Annotated in this window: 17 protein-coding genes; 13 read left to right on the top strand and 4 right to left on the bottom strand. The window is 41.9% G+C overall.

Annotated elements, in window-relative coordinates; all coding sequences use genetic code 11:
- Positions 1–92: 92 nt before the first annotated feature.
- From RBATCC27255_RS05865 to mscL, 3 genes are all read left to right on the top strand, one after another.
- Positions 93–854 (top strand): ComEC/Rec2 family competence protein, encoded by a 762-nt coding sequence (locus RBATCC27255_RS05865; RefSeq protein ID WP_101029154.1) that lies wholly within the window; start codon positions 93–95, stop codon positions 852–854.
- A gap of 73 nt (positions 855–927) precedes the next feature.
- Positions 928–2154, top strand: a complete 1227-nt coding sequence (tyrS, locus tag RBATCC27255_RS05860) for a tyrosine--tRNA ligase (RefSeq protein WP_101029153.1) — start codon at positions 928–930, stop codon at positions 2152–2154.
- Between the two features lie 33 nt (positions 2155–2187).
- Positions 2188–2625, top strand: coding sequence for a large conductance mechanosensitive channel protein MscL (mscL, locus tag RBATCC27255_RS05855; protein WP_101029152.1), 438 nt, complete (start codon positions 2188–2190; stop codon positions 2623–2625).
- A 139-nt stretch (positions 2626–2764) separates the two neighbouring features.
- Here mscL and RBATCC27255_RS05850 read toward each other — a convergent pair whose 3' ends face one another.
- From RBATCC27255_RS05850 to RBATCC27255_RS05840, 3 genes are all read right to left on the bottom strand, one after another.
- Positions 2765–3199 (bottom strand): phosphatase PAP2 family protein, encoded by a 435-nt coding sequence (locus tag RBATCC27255_RS05850; protein WP_169923276.1) that lies wholly within the window; start codon positions 3197–3199, stop codon positions 2765–2767.
- Between the two features lie 110 nt (positions 3200–3309).
- Positions 3310–5142, bottom strand: coding sequence for an asparagine synthase (glutamine-hydrolyzing) (gene asnB, locus RBATCC27255_RS05845; RefSeq protein WP_101029150.1), 1833 nt, complete (start codon positions 5140–5142; stop codon positions 3310–3312).
- 13 nt (positions 5143–5155) lie between these two features.
- Positions 5156–6196 (bottom strand): nucleoside recognition domain-containing protein, encoded by a 1041-nt coding sequence (locus tag RBATCC27255_RS05840; RefSeq protein WP_169923275.1) that lies wholly within the window; start codon positions 6194–6196, stop codon positions 5156–5158.
- Between the two features lie 102 nt (positions 6197–6298).
- Here RBATCC27255_RS05840 and RBATCC27255_RS05835 point away from each other — a divergent pair, with 102 nt between their 5' ends.
- The 10 genes from RBATCC27255_RS05835 (at position 6299) to RBATCC27255_RS05790 (ending at position 16412) form a co-directional block, all read left to right on the top strand.
- Positions 6299–6571, top strand: a complete 273-nt coding sequence (locus RBATCC27255_RS05835) for a YabP/YqfC family sporulation protein (protein WP_101029148.1) — start codon at positions 6299–6301, stop codon at positions 6569–6571.
- 9 nt (positions 6572–6580) lie between these two features.
- Positions 6581–7759 (top strand): sporulation protein YqfD, encoded by a 1179-nt coding sequence (locus RBATCC27255_RS05830; protein WP_101029147.1) that lies wholly within the window; start codon positions 6581–6583, stop codon positions 7757–7759.
- 81 nt (positions 7760–7840) lie between these two features.
- Positions 7841–8614, top strand: a complete 774-nt coding sequence (locus RBATCC27255_RS05825; RefSeq protein WP_101029146.1) for a TIGR00282 family metallophosphoesterase — start codon at positions 7841–7843, stop codon at positions 8612–8614.
- Positions 8615–8835: 221 nt separating this feature from the next.
- Entirely contained in the window at positions 8836–10482 is a 1647-nt protein-coding gene (locus tag RBATCC27255_RS05820; RefSeq protein WP_101029145.1) for a DAK2 domain-containing protein, read from the top strand.
- A gap of 122 nt (positions 10483–10604) precedes the next feature.
- Entirely contained in the window at positions 10605–12650 is a 2046-nt protein-coding gene (recG, locus tag RBATCC27255_RS05815) for an ATP-dependent DNA helicase RecG (protein WP_101029144.1), read from the top strand.
- Between the two features lie 27 nt (positions 12651–12677).
- The gene (locus tag RBATCC27255_RS05810) at positions 12678–14030 is read left to right on the top strand and encodes a D-alanyl-D-alanine carboxypeptidase family protein (RefSeq protein WP_101029143.1); all 1353 of its coding nucleotides are present in this window, start codon (positions 12678–12680) and stop codon (positions 14028–14030) included.
- A 99-nt stretch (positions 14031–14129) separates the two neighbouring features.
- On the top strand, positions 14130–14588 hold the full coding sequence (gene nrdR / locus RBATCC27255_RS05805) for a transcriptional regulator NrdR (RefSeq protein ID WP_101029142.1): 459 nt from the start codon (positions 14130–14132) through the stop codon (positions 14586–14588).
- Positions 14589–14956: 368 nt separating this feature from the next.
- Entirely contained in the window at positions 14957–15463 is a 507-nt protein-coding gene (locus RBATCC27255_RS05800; RefSeq protein WP_101029141.1) for a flavodoxin, read from the top strand.
- Positions 15464–15483: 20 nt separating this feature from the next.
- Positions 15484–15918 carry a cupin domain-containing protein gene (locus RBATCC27255_RS05795; RefSeq protein ID WP_101029140.1) on the top strand — a complete coding sequence of 145 codons (435 nt, stop codon included), beginning with the start codon at positions 15484–15486 and terminating at the stop codon, positions 15916–15918.
- Positions 15919–15938: 20 nt separating this feature from the next.
- Entirely contained in the window at positions 15939–16412 is a 474-nt protein-coding gene (locus tag RBATCC27255_RS05790; protein ID WP_101029139.1) for a flavodoxin, read from the top strand.
- 204 nt (positions 16413–16616) lie between these two features.
- Here RBATCC27255_RS05790 and RBATCC27255_RS05785 read toward each other — a convergent pair.
- Positions 16617–17649 (bottom strand): sodium-dependent transporter (locus RBATCC27255_RS05785; RefSeq protein ID WP_101029138.1); only part of this gene is annotated, 1033 nt, incomplete at its 5' end.

Here is a 17649-nt window from a genome sequence, read left to right as displayed (position 1 = left end):
TCATTGCCTGTGTACTGCTTGTTTCATTCGGAAAACCTCTCGGAATCCCCGATTGGAACGATGTCTATACATTTTTCGGAATTTCAGCCGATATGGAATCCGACTTTTCTGTTTCGTTTATCAATGTCGGTTCGGCTGATTGTACGCTGATTAAATGCGGCGACAAAAATGTGTTGATTGACGGCGGAACAAATCTTGTTATCGATAAAATTACTGCCTATCTCAAACGCAGTTCGGTAACTCATCTTGATGCCGTAATAGTGTCACACCCCGACAGCGACCACATCGGTTCGTTGCCCGATATCATAGATGAATTCGGTACGGATGTTGTTTATTTCGGAAAATATTCCGACAGCCACAAAACCCCCGAATACGAAAAGCTTGTTAATTCTATAAAAGAAAATAATATAAAAACCGTAATTTCCGTTTCAGACAAACCCGTTGAAATCGGAAATATGACCTTTAAATTTTATCAACCCGAAAAGGACTTCGGCAACACAAACGATAATTCGCTTGTAACAATGCTTGAATATGACGGAAAGCGATTTCTCTTTACAGGCGACATTTCGACAAAAAGGGAAGAATCAATGGTTAATTCCGACAAAGAATTAAAATGCGATGTTCTCAAGGTTGCACACCACGGCAGTAAGTATTCTTCAAGTGAAGATTTTCTTGCAAAGGCAAGTCCCGAAACCGCTGTAATAAGCGTTTCGGCTGACGATACGGCACTTCCCGATTACTATATAACAGCCTTGCTTAACAGCGTGTGCAAAAATGTTTATCGGACAGACAGCGATAAAACCGTTATGATAACAGTCGAAAACGGCGAGATTTGCACCAAAACTCATGCCTGAAAGGTTGACTATAAATTAAATAATGTTATAATATTATTGTTTAACTGACAAAAATCGAAAGGAATTTTTAAATATGGGAGTATATGAAGAACTCGTAGCCAGAGGACTTATCGCTCAGGTTACGGACGAAGAAGAAATCAGAGAGCTTGTAAACAGCGGTAAAGCCACATTCTATATCGGCTTTGACCCGACAGCCGACAGCCTCCATGTAGGTCACTTTATGGCTCTTTGCCTTATGAAAAGACTTCAGATGGCAGGCAACAAGCCAATTGCACTCGTAGGCGGCGGCACAGGTATGATCGGTGATCCGTCAGGCAGAACAGATATGCGTCAGATGATGACAAAGGAAACAATTCAGCACAATGTTGATTGCTTTAAAAAGCAGATGAGCCGTTTTATCGACTTTTCAGAGGGCAAGGCTCTTCTTGTAAATAACGCAGACTGGCTTCTTGACCTTAACTATGTTGAACTTCTCCGTGATGTAGGTGCTTGTTTCAGCGTTAATAATATGCTTCGTGCAGAGTGCTACAAGCAGAGAATGGAAAAGGGACTCAGCTTCCTTGAATTTAACTATATGATTATGCAGTCATACGACTTCTATGCTCTCTATCAGAAGTACGGCTGTAATATGCAGTTCGGCGGCGATGACCAGTGGAGCAATATGCTCGGCGGTACAGAGCTTATCAGAAGAAAGCTCGGCAAAAACGCATATGCAATGACAATCAACCTTCTCCTCAATTCAGAGGGTAAGAAAATGGGTAAAACCCAGTCGGGTGCAGTATGGCTTTCAGCCGAAAAGACAAGCCCCTACGATTTCTACCAGTATTGGAGAAATGTTGATGACGGCGATGTAATCAAGTGCCTTAAAATGCTCACATTCCTTCCGCTTGAAGAAATTGATGAGCTTGCAAAGCTTGAGGGCAGTGAAATCAACAAAGCAAAAGAAATTCTTGCTCATGAGCTTACAGAGCTTGTTCACGGCAAAGAGGAGGCTGACAAGGCTCAGGAGGCAGCAAGAGCAATCTTCAGCAACAAGACAAATACTGACAATATGCCTTCAACAACTCTTACAGAGGCTGATTTTGCAGACGGTGAAATCGGAATTCTTGACCTCATGAAGAAGTGCGGACTTATCCCTTCAAACGGCGAGGGCAGAAGACTTATTCAGCAGGGCGGTGTTTCTGTTGATGATGAAAAGGTAACAGATGTTTACGCAAAGGTTGCAAAGTCTGATTTTGAAAAAGGCTATGTTGTAATCAAAAAGGGTAAAAAGGTTTACCATAAGGCAATTCTTGGCTGATTTTGAAAATTAAATAAAGGGGATTAGGGCAAAATGAAAAAGTTTTTTTCGGAGTTTAAGGAATTCATAATGCGTGGAAATGTGCTTGATCTCGCAGTCGGCGTTATCATCGGTGCGGCTTTTCAGGCAATCGTAACTTCTCTCACAAGCGACATCATTTCGCCGATTCTCGGTATCTTCGGCGGTGTCAACTTTGACCAGTTTCAGGTTACAATCAACGGCGCAACAATTATGTACGGTAAGTTTATCACAGCGGTAATCAACTTCCTGATTATGGCTTTCGTAATCTTCCTTATCGTAAAGCTTGTCAACAAGGTTATGTCACTCGGCAAAAAAACTGAACCCGAAGAAGCTCCCACAACAAAAAAGTGTCCGTTCTGTTTCAGTGATATTGATATCAAAGCCACAAAATGTCCCCATTGCACAGGCGATATCATCGATCTTACAGAAAAAACAGACGACAAAAAATAATATCGCTGTTACATAAACAGATATTACACAACTTAACAACCAACAAAAAAGCCACAGTAGAAAGTTAAAATCTACTGTGGCTTTTTAAATTGAAAATTATGATTGAGCGTAACATTGTTACCGTCTGCACAATTTTATATTACAATAACAAAAACAAAAATACAATTCCGCAGAGGATTGCTATTGCTGCGCCGACTATGACATCACGCACAAAATGCACTCCTGCACACACTCTTGACACGGAAATCATAACCGCAATGAAGAGGTATGCAATCCCTGCCCACACATTGAACCGCAAAATTGCCATTGCAATGATGAATGCACTTGCGGTGTGGCGGCTCGGCATACTGTCGGGCTTGCTGTTCTTTGCAAAAACAGGCGCAACTCCGTACCGCACATACGGGCGTTCTTCTTTTATGATAATTCGCAGAAGTGTTATTCCCAAAAACACCCCCGCAGGCACAGTCAGCGACTTTAAAAACAAATCTTTTTGCCATAAAAATGTATATACAAGCAAAATCGGATAGCTTGCAAATACAAACAGCGGAAAAATTTTATATACGAATTTCAACACATTTTTTGCGGATTTGTTATTCTTGAAGAAATCGATCAGTTTAATATATTGTTTACGGCTAATTTTCTACATCTCCCGGAGCTTTTTACACTCAGATTTTAACATAACCGTTACACTATTTCAACATTATATTTATCAAACCAGTAGTCAAGTTCGATTATATACGCAAGAATCTGCGGTGCTTTCATCAGCTGACCGTACCACGGATTTGTGATTTTATCGGGATTTTCAATGATATCTTCAATCCCTTTACTGTCAAGCAGTTCGTTTAGAATTGAACGCTTTTTAAGAATTTTTCTAACCCTTTTTACACACTCGTTGAAGTAAATCGGATTGTGCGTTTTCGGGTACGGGCTTTTCTTTCGCCAGCAAATTTCTTCGGGCAGAATATCCTCAAAAGCCTTTCGCACAATTCCCTTTTCACGGTTGCCCCATGCCTTTAATTCCCATGGCATATTGTACGCATATTCAACAAGTCTGTAATCGCAGAACGGCACTCTTACCTCAAGTCCGCTGAACATTGAGCATCTGTCTTTTCGCTCAAGCAGACATTGCATAAACCAGTAAAAATTCAGGTAGAACATCTCTCGCATTCGCCTGTCAAGGTCGGTGTCGCTTTTAAGCTTTGGGGCAAGGCTTATTGTGTCAAGATACCTTTGTCTGACATACTCTTCGCCGTTTTTCAGTACACCGTCCTTGAGAATGCTCCTGCGAATATCCTGACTTTTTGACCACGGAAAACAATCCTCAAAAAGTATTTCATGGTTGTGATACCACGGATATCCGCCGAAAAGTTCATCTGCACATTCTCCCGAAAGTGCAACGGTGTAGTTTTGCTTGATTTCTTTGCAGAAGAGCAAAAGTGACGAGTCAACATCAACATACCCCGGCAAATCCCTTGCCTGAACACTTTCATAAAGTGCGTCGCACACAAGCGTGTTGTCAAGGACAATTTCCCTGTGCTTTGTGTCGGCATTTTTTGACATCATCGAAATAAATTCGTAGTCGGGAGTAGGCTGAAAATTGCTCTTCTGAAAATATTTTTCGTTGTCACGGTATTCAACCGAGTAGGTGTTGATTTTGCCGAGTTTGTGTTCCTTGTTGTACATTGATGCGGTCTTGACAATTATACTGCTGTCAAGCCCTCCCGAAAGGAAAAAGCACAGCGGAACATCACTCACAAGCTGTCGCTGAATTGCATCAGTCAGCAGATATCTCGTCTTTTCAATGGTAGTTACTTCATTGTCTGTATGCTCTTTTGCCTCAACGGTGTAGTATTTTTTTCGGCGAAGCTTTGAGTGCCTATACATTGCACATTCGCCCGGATTAAGCTCAAATACTCCCTTGAAAACTCCGAACGAAGGCGTTCTTGCAGGTCCTAAAAAGAAAATTTCATTGAGTCCCTGTTCGTCAATTTGAGGCTTCACAACCTTGCTTGCAAGCAACGCTTTTATTTCTGACGCAAACAGCAATCCGCCGTTGTATTCATAGTAAAACAGAGGCTTAACGCCGATTCTGTCCCTGCACAAAAACAGCGATTTGTCGCTTGTGTTGTAGACTGCAAAGGCGAAAATTCCGTTCAGCTTTTTACAGCAGTCAGCACCGTATTTAATGTATGATTTCAGCACAACCTCCGTGTCGCTGTGACCTCTGAAATGAAATCCCGATGCTTTCAGTTCCTCACGAAGCTCGGCTGTGTTATAGAGTTCGCCGTTATAGACTATTACATAGGTCGTGTCCCTGTGACGAACGGACATCGGTTGTTTGCCGTTTTCACGGTCAATTACAACAAGCCGCCTGTGCATAAGCGCCGCACCTCGGTTAATGTACAAGCCGTTTTCGTCAGGACCTCGCCTGTCAAGTGTTTCCGACATTCTGTTGAGCAAATCGATTCTTTCGCTCATATCCTGTGAGTGGTCAATCCATCCTGCTATTCCGCACATAAAGTAACCTCCGTCAATTTTGTTTGTAATTTTTGAGTGAATATAAAAAGCATAAAGCGGTAAAAAGCAAAGCCGCTCCCGAAATGGAAGTTCCTCCGAAAAAGCTGAAATTTTCAACCGTTGATGTTGAAAAAACATCGGTTGTGACGGAGAAAAGTTTTATACCTAAATGCGTAAGCAATGCGGTGATAAATCCTTGCAAAATTCTGCAAAAGAAAAATAACATTTTATTAACCTTAATATTTCCAAGTGCCGAGAAAATCTGAAAATGTACGCAAAGTCCGCCGAATCCTGCCGAAAATGCAACAACCTCAATCGGAAAATCTTTCGATACCGCAGTAACCGCATTGCAAACTTCCGTGAGTATTAAAAACGGTTTTTGAATATTTTCATCCGTAATGTGTGAGCAGAAAATCTCAGTAAATGCCGAAAACAGCACCACAAATGCGCAGATTGCAAACATTCCCCTTGCACCGTCAAGAACAGACTTTACAAGTGCGTCGCCTTTTTGCGGAGTGCTTATTAATGTTTCCGAATTGGAATTATCATCAAGTTTATTTCTGCAAACGAATTTTAAAGCAAATCCGAGTGCTAAAACCGAGATGCATTGGGCGGCAAATATAATAAACCCGACTTCAATGCTTGAATAAAGCTGTACACCGATAAAATTCACAAGAAATCCCGGTCCCGAACACACCAAAAACAGACCTGCCCGTTTACACTCACTTTCACTTGCCGCACCTTTTTTATAAAGCGAATTTACCGTCTTTGCACCAACGGGATAACCTCCGACAAGGGAGAGAATTATTGCCGAGGCAAAACAACCGTCAAGTCCGAAAATCGGTTTTGTCAGCCATGAAAGATGTCTGCCGATTTTTTCTGCAAGACCGCTTTCGGTGATGTATGAGGCAAGCACCATAAACGGAAACAGTGACGGTACAAGCGTTGAAAGACACAAGCCTATGCCGTTTTCAGCTCCCTTTGAACATTCCTCCGAAAAACGCAAGGAGACAACGCACAACAGAAAAATCCCTGTTGCCTTAAAAATATTCACCGTCCTTGCGGCATTTTTACTCATAAACAAAACAATCACCAATTATATATATGAGCTGTATTGCATAAAAATAAATAAGAAACGAAAACAGGGGAGATTTTTTTGCCAAAGAAGAAACGAATTGCCGATAAAAACGAAAGATTGCCTTCTCCGATGTTTGATATGGGAACAATGCCGTACATAGAAATGCTCGGAAACCGCAGGATAACAGTTGAGGGTTCAACCGGAGTTCTGCTCTATGACAGCGAAAATATAAAAATAAACACCTGCAAAACCGTAATTTCATTTTGCGGGAGAGGAATGAAATTGAAGTGCATTTCAAGCTCCTGTGTTGAAATTGAAGGCTTTGTAACCGACATCAACTTTCTCTCGTGAGGTGAAACTATGCTCCTTAAAATAATACGCTTTCTCAGAGGAAGTGTGGACTTTACCGCAAGCGGAAAATTTCCCGAAAGGTTTATGAACATAACCTCAAAAAACGGTGTAAATCTCTGGAATCCCATACCGAAAAAGAACGCAATATCAGCCTCAATGTATCTTTCCGACTACAAAAAAATCAGAATTCTTGCGCGCAAATCAAGGGTTAAAACAAGAGTAACCGCAAAACACGGACTGCCGTTTATTATTAACCGCTATAAGGCAAGGACAGGACTTTTTGCAGGTGCGGTATGTGGAATTATTCTCTGCATTTTTCTCTCAAATTTTATCTGGTCGGTCAAAATTTCAGGAACAGAGGAAATCAGCAATACATATCTTGAATCGTTGCTTGAAGATAACGGAATTTCTGTAGGTATGTGGAAAAACAATTCCGATGTTGACCAGATAGAACGCAATATTCAGAGAAAATGCGGTGATATCCGTTGGATGAGCATAAACATAACGGGCAGTCTTGTTACGGTTGAAATTAAAGAAACCTACAAAAAGCCGAAGCTTGATACCTCAAAAAATCCGTGTAATGTAAAAGCTGTTAAGGACGGCGTCATAACGCGTATTCAGGCATATAACGGCAGACCTGTTGTTACAAAGGGAAGCGGAGTTGTGAACGGTCAGATTCTTGTCAGTGGGCTTGACGAAACCAAGCAGGGCGATATGCGTTACTTGAGAGCAAGCGCAAAGGTCTTTGCCGATGTTTCAGAGCAGAGAACGCTTTCACTTCCTAAAAAAATAACTTACAGTACCGTTACCGATAATTATGTTGACAGGAAAAATTTCAGATTTTTATGGCTTGATTTTCCGTGCAGCCTTGCCTTTGAAAACTACGACAATTTTGTAAGCACAGTTTACGGAGAAAATCTGTTTATCAATGATGTTGTTCTGCCGGTAGGACTTAAAATCAGAACCGACCGTGAACTTGTAACAACCGAAAACTCTGTAAGCAAAAACAAGGCGGAAGATATTGCAAAGGCTGATTGTATTCTCTATGAGATTTTTACAAAGAATAAAAGCAAGGTTATTTCAAAACAAATTTCCGTTAAAGAAAATAAAGACAGCTACAGGGTGATAACAGATTATATTTTTAACGAAAATATTGCAGATCAGGTTGATTTTGATGTGACAGAATAGAAAAGTTGTGTTATAATCAATTTGTATGTTTTGTTTTGAACGACTGAAATTTTGCAATCGGACACAAACGGAGGGATAACTATGAGAATTTTATGTATAGGTGATGTCGTAGGCAGTATCGGATGTGAATTTCTTCGCAGTAATCTTCCCACGCTCAAAAAGGTGAAAGGCGTTGATTTTGTAATCTGCAACGGTGAAAATTCCGCTGACGGCAACGGACTGACTCCCGTGTCTGCAAAACACCTTTTTGACAGCGGAGTTGACGCAATTACTCTTGGAAACCATTCGTTTCGCAGAAAAGAAATCTACGACTATCTTGACTCAAATCCCTTCATTGTCAGACCCGCCAATTTTCCCGAAAATTCAACACCCGGCAAAGGTATAATTAATGTTGACACAGGGCGAAGAATTGTGTCGATTATAAATATTATGGGTAATTCCTATATGGATAACAACCTGAATTGCGCTTTTGAATGTGTAGATAAAATGATTAAACAGGCTGAAAGCAAAATCATAATTGTTGATTTTCACGCAGAGGCAACGGGTGAAAAAAGGGCAATGGGTTATTACCTTGACGGCAGAGTTTCCGCAATGTTCGGAACACACACCCATGTTCAGACCTCTGATGCACAGGTTCTTCCGAAGGGAACCGGCTACATAACCGACACGGGAATGACGGGTACAATCCATTCCGTTCTCGGTGTAAAGAGCGAAATTATAATTGCAAAGCTGAAAAATAAGCTTCCGCAGCGTTTTGACCTTGCAAGCGGAGAATGCAAAATGGAATGTACGCTTTTTGATGTTGATGACAAAAGCGGAAAGTGCGTTTCAGCCGAGTCAATGCGTATTGAATAACACAAATCAGCATAAAGTAAATTGTTTCCAATTGTTAAAAAATATGAAACAATCCCGATTAAGTCGGCTTTTTTTGCAGATAATTAGTGTATTATACTATTGCAAAAAACAAGCTGATAATGTATAATGTTATAATGTGAATTATTGTAAAACTGCGTTTGTCGGTGCAAAATCGGCTTATGCAGTTGATTAAGAAATGTACATTAAAAGGATGTGCCTAAATGATAAACGGACAAATTCTCAAACAGGCTGTTATTTCCGGTGCGAATAATATTTCAAACCAAAAAAACAGTATAAATGATCTTAATATTTTCCCTGTACCCGATGGAGACACGGGTACAAATATGTCAATGACAGTCAATGCGGCTGTCGCAGCACTTGAAGATTTTGACGGTACCTGTGCAGGTGATGCCGCAGGTATCACAGCGTCTGCAATGCTCCGTGGAGCAAGAGGCAACTCGGGTGTTATCACTTCACTGATATTCCGTGGCTTTGCCCAGGGACTTAAAGACATTGAAGAAGTTGACGGCAAAAATCTTGCCGCAGCACTCGGAATCGGTGTTGACGCCGCTTACAAGGCTGTTATGAAACCGACAGAGGGAACAATTCTCACGGTTGCAAGAATGGCTTACGAGGCAGGTATCGAAGCCGCTAAGTATGACAGAGATGTTGTGTCTGTATGGCAGACAATCGTTGACAAGGCTAACGAGGCGCTTGCAATCACTCCTCAGCTTTTGCCTGTGCTTAAAAAGGCAGGCGTTGTTGACGCAGGCGGTAAGGGCCTTTGCGTAATCTTTGAGGGTATGCTCTCTGTAATTAAGAACGGCATTATGATTGAAGCTGACGATGACACAGCTCCTGCAACCGTCAGCACATTTGAAAGTGCCGCCGCTGAATTTGACGATGACATCAGATTCACATATTGCACAGAGTTCATCGTTGGCAGAAATGCCGAGATTGAAACCGAAATCGGCGAGCTTCGCAGTTATCTTGAATCAATCGGTGATTGCGTAGTTGTTGTAAATGATGATGAGATTATCAAGGTTCATGTTCATACTGAACAGCCGGGCAATGCTCTTTCAAAAGGACTTGAGTTCGGTCAGCTTCTCACGGTTAAGGTTGAGAATATGAAGGAACAGCACAAGAATGTCAAGTCAACAAAGAAAAAGGCTGAAAAGGAAAAGTTTGTTCCCGCAGAACCAGAAAACGATTTCGGCTTTGTTGCAGTTGCCGCAGGTAACGGTCTTAAAGACCTCTTTAAAGACCTCGGTTGTGACAATGTTGTTTCCGGCGGCCAAAGTATGAACCCCAGTACAGACGATATCTATGAGGCAATTATGGCAACTCCTGCCAAGAATGTTCTCGTTCTTCCAAACAATAAAAACATCATTCTTGCCGCAGAGCAGACAATCCCGATGGTAAAAGACAGAAATGTCATCATTGTTCCGACAAGAACAATTCCGCAGGGTATGACGGCTATGCTCAATTTTGATTCCGAAATTTCTGCCGAAAGCAACGCACAGCTTATGACTGACGCACTTGCATCGGTGGGAACAGGTCTTGTAACCTTTGCCGCAAGAAGTAGTGAATTTGGCGGTAAGAAAATCAAAGAGGGCGACATTATCGCTCTTGAAAACGGCAAGCTGACAATTACGGAAAAGAGCACCGTTAAGGCTCTTGTTAAGCTTGCAAAGAATATGGTCAGCCGCGACACTTCATTTATCACTCTCATATACGGCGAGGATGTTACCGAAGAAGAGGCGGAAAAGGCTTATGAAGAGCTTCGTGAAAAATTCGGTTCAAAAACCGATATTACACTTGTCAAGGGCGACCAGCCTGTTTACTATTTCATTTTAAGCGTAGAATAAGCATTAAATCAGTTTTTTCAGGGAGCATAATTTTTTCGGTTATGCTCCCGATTTTGTAATGACAGGCTGTCCTGCGAATATGGATAGGCTGTTCTGAAATAAATAAAAACGGAGGTGCGGTAATGACATCACTTTATAAAACTCCTGTTTCAAGCCTGAACGGAATAGGTGAAAAGCGTGCCGCACTTTTTGCAAGACTCGGAATAAAAAGCGTTGGAGATTTGATAAATTTCTATCCTCGAACATACGAGGACTGGAGCAATATCAAGCATATCAATGAACTTGAATACGGTGAAACCGCCTGCATAAAGGCGATTGTTGCAACCTCGGTAAATGACACACGCATAAGCGGCGGAAGAATTATTTCCAAAACCGCAGTCTATGATGACACGGGTTCAATCCAGCTTGTGTTTTTTAACAATAAATACATAAGCTCAATGCTCAGACAGGGCGGAGAATATTTCTTTTACGGAAAAACTTCATCCGACAGCTACGGAATGCAGATGCTGTCTCCGACCTTTGCGCCTGCAATTAAAGGAACGCAAATCCGCCCGATTTACAGGCAGACAGCAGGACTTCCGAGCAAATCGGTTGAATCGGCCGTGCGACAGGCACTTTCAATGCTGCCATCAAAAATCAATGACCCTTTGCCGGATGCCGTAAGAGAAAGATTTGACCTTTGCCCGCTCAGACAGGCATTGTTTGATATTCACTTTCCAAAAAATTGCCAACAGCTTGAAACAGCCCGAAAAAGGCTTGTTACCGAAGAGCTTGTTGTGCTGAACCTCGGAATGAGAAATCTGCGTGACCACAGCAGGGGAGTAACCTCGCTTAAAATTACAAAGGATTATTCAGAAGAATTTGAATCGCTTTTGCCGTTCACAATGACAAATGCCCAAAAACGGGCGGTGTCGGACTGCATAAACGATATAATCAACAAATCATCTCCAATGAACCGACTTGTTCAGGGCGATGTAGGTTCGGGTAAAACGGCGGTTGCCGCCTCGGTCTGCTACACGGTTGCCAAAAACGGATTTCAGACCGCGTTTATGGCACCTACGGAAATCCTTGCCCGACAGCATTACAAAACATTTCAAAGGCTTTTTGAAAATACGGATATCAAGGTTGGTCTGCTGACAGGCGCACTCAAGGAGTCCGAAAAAAAACAAATCAGAAAATCGCTTGCAGACGGTTCAATTGATATGGTAATAGGAACACACGCTCTCATTACCGATAAAACCGAGTTTAAAAATCTTGCACTTGCCGTAACCGACGAACAGCACAGATTCGGCGTTGCACAAAGAGCAAAGCTTCTCGGCAAGGGCAACAATCCGCATCTGCTTGTAATGAGTGCCACCCCGATTCCGAGAACCCTCGGACTTATTATTTTCGGCGACCTCGACATTTCAATAATTGATGAGCTTCCGCCGTCAAGAAAACCTGTGAAAACCGTGTTGCGAACTTCTGCGATGCGCGGCGGAGTGTATGATTTTATCCGCAGTGAGGTAAAACACGGCAGACAGGCGTACATAGTCTGTCCCCTTGTTGAAGAAGGCGAGCTTGACGATGTTGCGTCAGCCGAAGAATATGCCGCAGATTTGATGCTGAGGGAATTTCCTGACATAGCAGTCGGCATTGTTCACGGACAGATGAAGCCCGACGAAAAAGACGAGGTTATGCGTAAGTTTGCCGAGAATGAATATTCCGTTCTCGTTGCCACAACGGTAATAGAAGTCGGCGTTGATGTTCCTAATGCTACGGTTATTGTGATTGAAAACGCCGAAAGATTCGGACTTTCACAGCTTCATCAGCTGAGGGGAAGAGTAGGCAGAGGTAGTTCGCAGTCCTATTGTATTCTCATCAGTGACAAAGGCAGCAGAACAACAAGAGAACGGCTTGAGGTTATGTGTTCAACGAACAACGGCTTTGTCATTGCCGATGAGGATTTGAAAATGAGAGGTCCGGGCGACTTTTTCGGTCACAGACAGCACGGTCTGCCGCAGATGTCAATTGCCGATTTTGCCGACACAAAAAGCCTTGAGCTTTCGCAAAAAATTGCAGATTATATAATGAACCGTTACGGTGATATCCGAAACGATGAAATACGACTTTTAAAAGCAGAGATTGACCGCCTGTTTGATCGCGGCGGACAAAATGCTTTAAACTGACAAACTATAAATGGGAGAATTAAGTAAATGAGAAAAACAGCAATCAAAACACTTTCACTTCTCTGTATGCTTTGCATCATTATCTGTTCCGCCTTTACAACAGCGGGTGCTGCGTCCTATCCCAATGATGTAAAAACACAGTCGGATTCAATATTGCTTGTGAATATGGATTCAGGTCAGACCGTGTATGAAAAAGATGCAGATGCAAAGCGTTATCCTGCATCCACAACAAAGATTATGACCTACATAATTGCGGTTGAAAACATTGCCGACCTTGACAACACAAAAATTCCGATTAAGCAGTCGGTTCTTGATGTTCTCAAAAACACAGGCAGTTCCCTTGCAAATGTTGAAAATCATGTCGGCAAGAGTATGACAGCAATCGACCTGCTCTACAGCATGATGGTTCCCTCGGGTAACGATGCCGCAATGGTTCTTGCCGATTATATCGGCGACGGAAATGTTGATAATTTTGTTGAGATGATGAACGAAAAGGCAAAGGAGCTTGGCTGCAAAAATACCCATTTTGCAAATCCTGACGGACTTCACGATCCTAACCACTATACAACTGCCCGTGATATGTACAAAATCACTACATATGCGCTCACGCTCCCTCGTTTTGAAGAAATCACAAACACCTGCACATACACTTGTGACGGTGACGATACACCCCTTGTTACCACTAACTACCTCATTGACGCTAACCGAGGCGGCGAGTATTATTATATGTATGCAAAGGGCATCAAAACGGGTACAACCAACGAGGCAGGCAGATGCCTTGTAACAACAGCGTCGGCTGACGGCTATTCATATATGGCAATTCTTCTTCACGCTCCTTATGAAGAGGGTGTGACCGAGGATTACGCAACAATGACCGATGCCGCTGACCTTTTTCGATGGGCATTGACAAGTCTTGAAATGAACACGGTAGCAACATCGTCAAAGCCGCTTTGCGAAGTAAAGGTCAACCTTGCTTGGGGCAAAAACAGTACATTGCTTTATCCCGAAACCGACCTCAGCGCAATTGTTCCTAAAGACTGCACTGATGAGAATATAATTATTGAACAGGATGTTCCCGAAAGTATTGACGCTCCAATCGACAAAGGCACGGTAGTCGGCAAGGCTACAATTTACTATAAGGCAGACGAAAACAGCAAAAAGCAAAAGCTTGCCGAGGTTAATGTTGTTGCAGGCGAAAAAATAGAACTCAGCGGAATCCTTTATGTGTTCAATGTTATCGGCACAGTGTTCCAATCATACTGGTTTATTGTGGTTATCGCACTCATTGTTCTTATCCTGATTATTTACCTTATTATTTCAAAAATCAGTTCGAAACGCAAAAAGAAGAAGAGAAATGTCAAGCATTACCGCAATCTCTGATGAAATAAAAGTGTAATTAAATTGTAAATTTTCTATACTTGAAATTTGAAAACGGTATGTTATAATTATTTTAGGGAATAATTATTCGGAGGTTTTCATATGAAGTGTCCATATTGCAGTTATGAAGAAAGCAAGGTTATCGACTCCCGTTCTGCCGATGACGGCGAAAGAATCCGCAGAAGAAGAGAGTGCCTGAGATGTGGCAAACGCTTTACCACACATGAGGTGATTGAAACTGTTCCGATAATTGTTGTTAAGCGTGACAAATCCCGTGAGGTTTTTGACCGCAACAAGCTTACAGGCGGAATTCTCCGTGCCTGCGAGAAGCGTCCCGTTTCAATTGAACAGATTGAAAATATGGTCAATGATATTGAGGCTCAGCTTCAGTCAAGCCTTGAACGTGAAATTACTTCAAAGCAAATCGGTGAGCTTGCAATGGATCAGCTCAAGAATATTGACGAGGTTTCATATGTCCGTTTTGCATCAGTTTATCGTCAGTTCAAGGATATTAACACCTTTATGGACGAACTCAATAAGCTTCTTACTGAAAAGAAATAGTTTCTTATAAAGAATAATTCCGATGCTGTACAGCCTTTCTCGGTTGTACAGTATTTTTTTGCGGTGTACCGCAACTCTCCGTTCGTGCAGATAGTTTGCAATATCAAAAACATACTATGCCCGAGCGTAAGTATAGCGATTGCTTTTGCAATTTTAAATAGAGGAGTTCATCGGATGCCCACAAGTAACAGCAGAATATTTAAGCTAAGAGTGTTGTACGGAAAGCAACCTATGCAGTTAATTAAAAATTATACGAAAAAATCAAAAATGCCTCTTGACTTAAAGTCAACTTCAGGGTGTAATATATTCCTGTAAAGTAAAAAACAAACTGAAAAATAGTAAAAATTCTGAAACAAAGGAGATTTACAATGGCAAAGTTAATTGCATTTTATTCACGAGCAGATGAAAATTATTTCGGCGGTCAGTACCGCTATGTAAAAGTCGGCAACACCGAAAAGGTTGCAAAAATGATTTCAGACCTCACAGGAGCCGATATGTTTAAAATTGAGCAGAAAGTTCCGTATTCCGCAAACTACAAGGAATGTGTTGCTCAGTCGGTTAAAGACCTTAAATCAAAGGCAAGACCCGAACTTGTTTCATTGCCGAATCTTGACGATTACGATGAAATTTATCTCGGCTATCCAAACTACTGCGGAACAATGCCTATGGCGGTTTATACTTTCCTTGAAACATTTGATTTTACGGGCAAAACAATTCATCCGTTCTGCACTCACGAGGGAAGCGGACTTTCAAACACAGTCAATGATATTAAAAATACTGCCAAAGGTGCAACCGTAACAAACGGACTTTCCTTGTTCGGAAGTGATGCCGATAAGGCAGAAGGCATTGTTAATGATTGGATTAAAAAATTTTAATTACACAAGGAGATAATATTATGAAAATTGCAGACAAGGATGAATTTGAAAAGCAGAATGTATTCGGCACAGGCACTCCAAACACAGCCTATGCAAAGTATTTTATCGGAGAGTCATACCTAAATCCACTCACAAAGCCCGAGGACGGACTTCACCTTTTAAATGTAACATTTGAACCTGGTTGTCGTAACAACTGGCACATTCACCACGCAAAGAGCGGCGGCGGTCAGCTCCTCATCTGCACAGCAGGTGAGGGTTGGTATCAGGAAGAGGGCAAAGAGCCTGTAAGCCTTACACCGGGTAAGGTAATCGTAATTCCAGCCGAGGTTAAGCATTGGCACGGTGCTAAAAAGGACAGTTGGTTCTCACACATCGCAACCGAAATGCCGGGCGAAGAATGTTCAAACGAGTGGTGTGAACCCGTAACCGATGAAGAATATAATAAACTCGGTTAATCGAAAGGCGGCTTCTGAATATGAAAAAAGTTATCGTTTATTATTCCTATCGTGGCAACACAAAAAGCATTGCCGAGATGATTCAGAAAAGCACGGGTGCTGACATTGCAAGAATCGAAACTGTTGTTCCGTATGACGGCGACTACAACTCGGTTGTAAATCAAGGACAGGATGAAGTGAACAGCGGATATTGTCCCGAAATAAAATCGCTTAATATTGACCTTAGCAAGTATGACGAGGTAATTCTCGGAACACCTGTTTGGTGGTACACTTTTGCCCCTGCAATGCACACATTTCTCAAGGGAAATGACCTTTCGGGCAAGACGGTTTATCCGTTTGCAACCAACGGCGGTTGGATTGGTCACACATTCAAAGATTTTGCAAATGCCTGCGGTACAGCCGATGTAAAGCAGGGAATGAATATCCGTTTTGACGAATCAGTTCTGCGTACACCAAAGTCTGAAATTCAAAAATGGATTGATTCAATTAAATAAGCCTTTCTGTAATGCGGTTCTACCGCAAAAATAAAAAAACTGTACAGCCGATTATGTGGTGACCCCCAAAAGTTAGATTTTTTTGGTCTAACTTTTGGGGGTCGGGTCATTATGGGTTGTACAGTTTTTTGTTTTATATGTTATTTTGTCGGAATGTAACATTGTTCGAATTTGCACAATTTGAGCCGTAGGGGATTGTTAATCCTACCCTATAAAGCCTTGAACGAACACAATAACAATCAGCACGGGGAGTGCGTATTTAAGGTACGGCTTCAGCACTCTTGAAAGTTTAAGACCTTTACCCGTGTTACATTCTTCAAAGTAATTGTCAAAGCCCCAGCCGAATTTTGTTGTGCAGAACAGGAGATAAACCATTGCGCCAATCGGAAGAAGAAGGTTGCTGACAACGAAGTCCTCAAGGTCAAGCACACCTTTGCCGAGAATGTTGAAGTCACTCCAAATGTTGAATCCAAAAATACACGGCAGACACGCAAAGAACATAATAATTCCATTGATAATTGACGCCTTTGTTCTGCTCATGCCGAATGTGTCGGTAAGAAAAGCAACAAGGTTTTCAAACACGGCAATAACCGTTGAAAAGCTTGCGAATGTCATAAACAGAAAGAAAAGCGTACCCCAAATCCGACCGCCCGTCATATTTACGAAAACATTCGGAAGCGTCACAAAAATAAGGGCAGGTCCTTGGTCGGGCTGAACGCCAAATGAAAAGCAAGCAGGGAAGATGATAAGTCCGGCAACAATTGCAACAAAAGTGTCCAATGCACAAATCTGAACAGCCTCACCGTAAAGCGTGCGGTCTTTGTTCATATAACTGCCGAAAATTTCCATTGATGCGATTCCGAGTCCGAGTGTGAAAAACGCCTGACTCATTGCAGAGGTGATTACCTTGCCGAGTCCTACATCTTTAACCTTTCCGAAATCGGGAACAAGATAAAAGCTCAAGCCTTCTCCCGCATTTGAAAGCATCATACTGTTGATTGCAAGAATAATAATCAGTGCAAGCAACGCAACCATCATAACCTTGCTGACCTTTTCAATGCCTTTTTGAAGTCCTCGACTGCATACAAAAAATCCGAATACAACGATTATCGCAAGCCATATAATCATCTCAACAGGCGATGCCATAAGGTTGTTAAACACTCCCGAAACCTGTTCTGAGTTCATTCCGCTTTTAAATGTTCCCGTTGCAAATTTATAGAAGTAATCTAACATCCAA

Source organism: Ruminococcus bromii (assembly GCF_002834225.1).
Lineage (GTDB): Bacteria > Bacillota > Clostridia > Oscillospirales > Acutalibacteraceae > Ruminococcoides > Ruminococcoides bromii.
This window is presented reverse-complemented; position numbering and strand designations above follow the sequence as displayed.

Coding starts and splice junctions, on each gene's coding strand:
- RBATCC27255_RS05865 (WP_101029154.1), top strand. CDS start 93: ATGGAATCCGACTTTTCTGTTTCGTTTATCAATGTCGGTTCGGCTGAT.
- tyrS (WP_101029153.1), top strand. CDS start 928: ATGGGAGTATATGAAGAACTCGTAGCCAGAGGACTTATCGCTCAGGTT.
- mscL (WP_101029152.1), top strand. CDS start 2,188: ATGAAAAAGTTTTTTTCGGAGTTTAAGGAATTCATAATGCGTGGAAAT.
- asnB (WP_101029150.1), bottom strand. CDS start 5,142: ATGTGCGGAATAGCAGGATGGATTGACCACTCACAGGATATGAGCGAA.
- RBATCC27255_RS05830 (WP_101029147.1), top strand. CDS start 6,581: ATGCTCCTTAAAATAATACGCTTTCTCAGAGGAAGTGTGGACTTTACC.
- RBATCC27255_RS05825 (WP_101029146.1), top strand. CDS start 7,841: ATGAGAATTTTATGTATAGGTGATGTCGTAGGCAGTATCGGATGTGAA.
- RBATCC27255_RS05820 (WP_101029145.1), top strand. CDS start 8,836: ATGATAAACGGACAAATTCTCAAACAGGCTGTTATTTCCGGTGCGAAT.
- recG (WP_101029144.1), top strand. CDS start 10,605: ATGACATCACTTTATAAAACTCCTGTTTCAAGCCTGAACGGAATAGGT.
- RBATCC27255_RS05810 (WP_101029143.1), top strand. CDS start 12,678: ATGAGAAAAACAGCAATCAAAACACTTTCACTTCTCTGTATGCTTTGC.
- nrdR (WP_101029142.1), top strand. CDS start 14,130: ATGAAGTGTCCATATTGCAGTTATGAAGAAAGCAAGGTTATCGACTCC.
- RBATCC27255_RS05800 (WP_101029141.1), top strand. CDS start 14,957: ATGGCAAAGTTAATTGCATTTTATTCACGAGCAGATGAAAATTATTTC.
- RBATCC27255_RS05795 (WP_101029140.1), top strand. CDS start 15,484: ATGAAAATTGCAGACAAGGATGAATTTGAAAAGCAGAATGTATTCGGC.
- RBATCC27255_RS05790 (WP_101029139.1), top strand. CDS start 15,939: ATGAAAAAAGTTATCGTTTATTATTCCTATCGTGGCAACACAAAAAGC.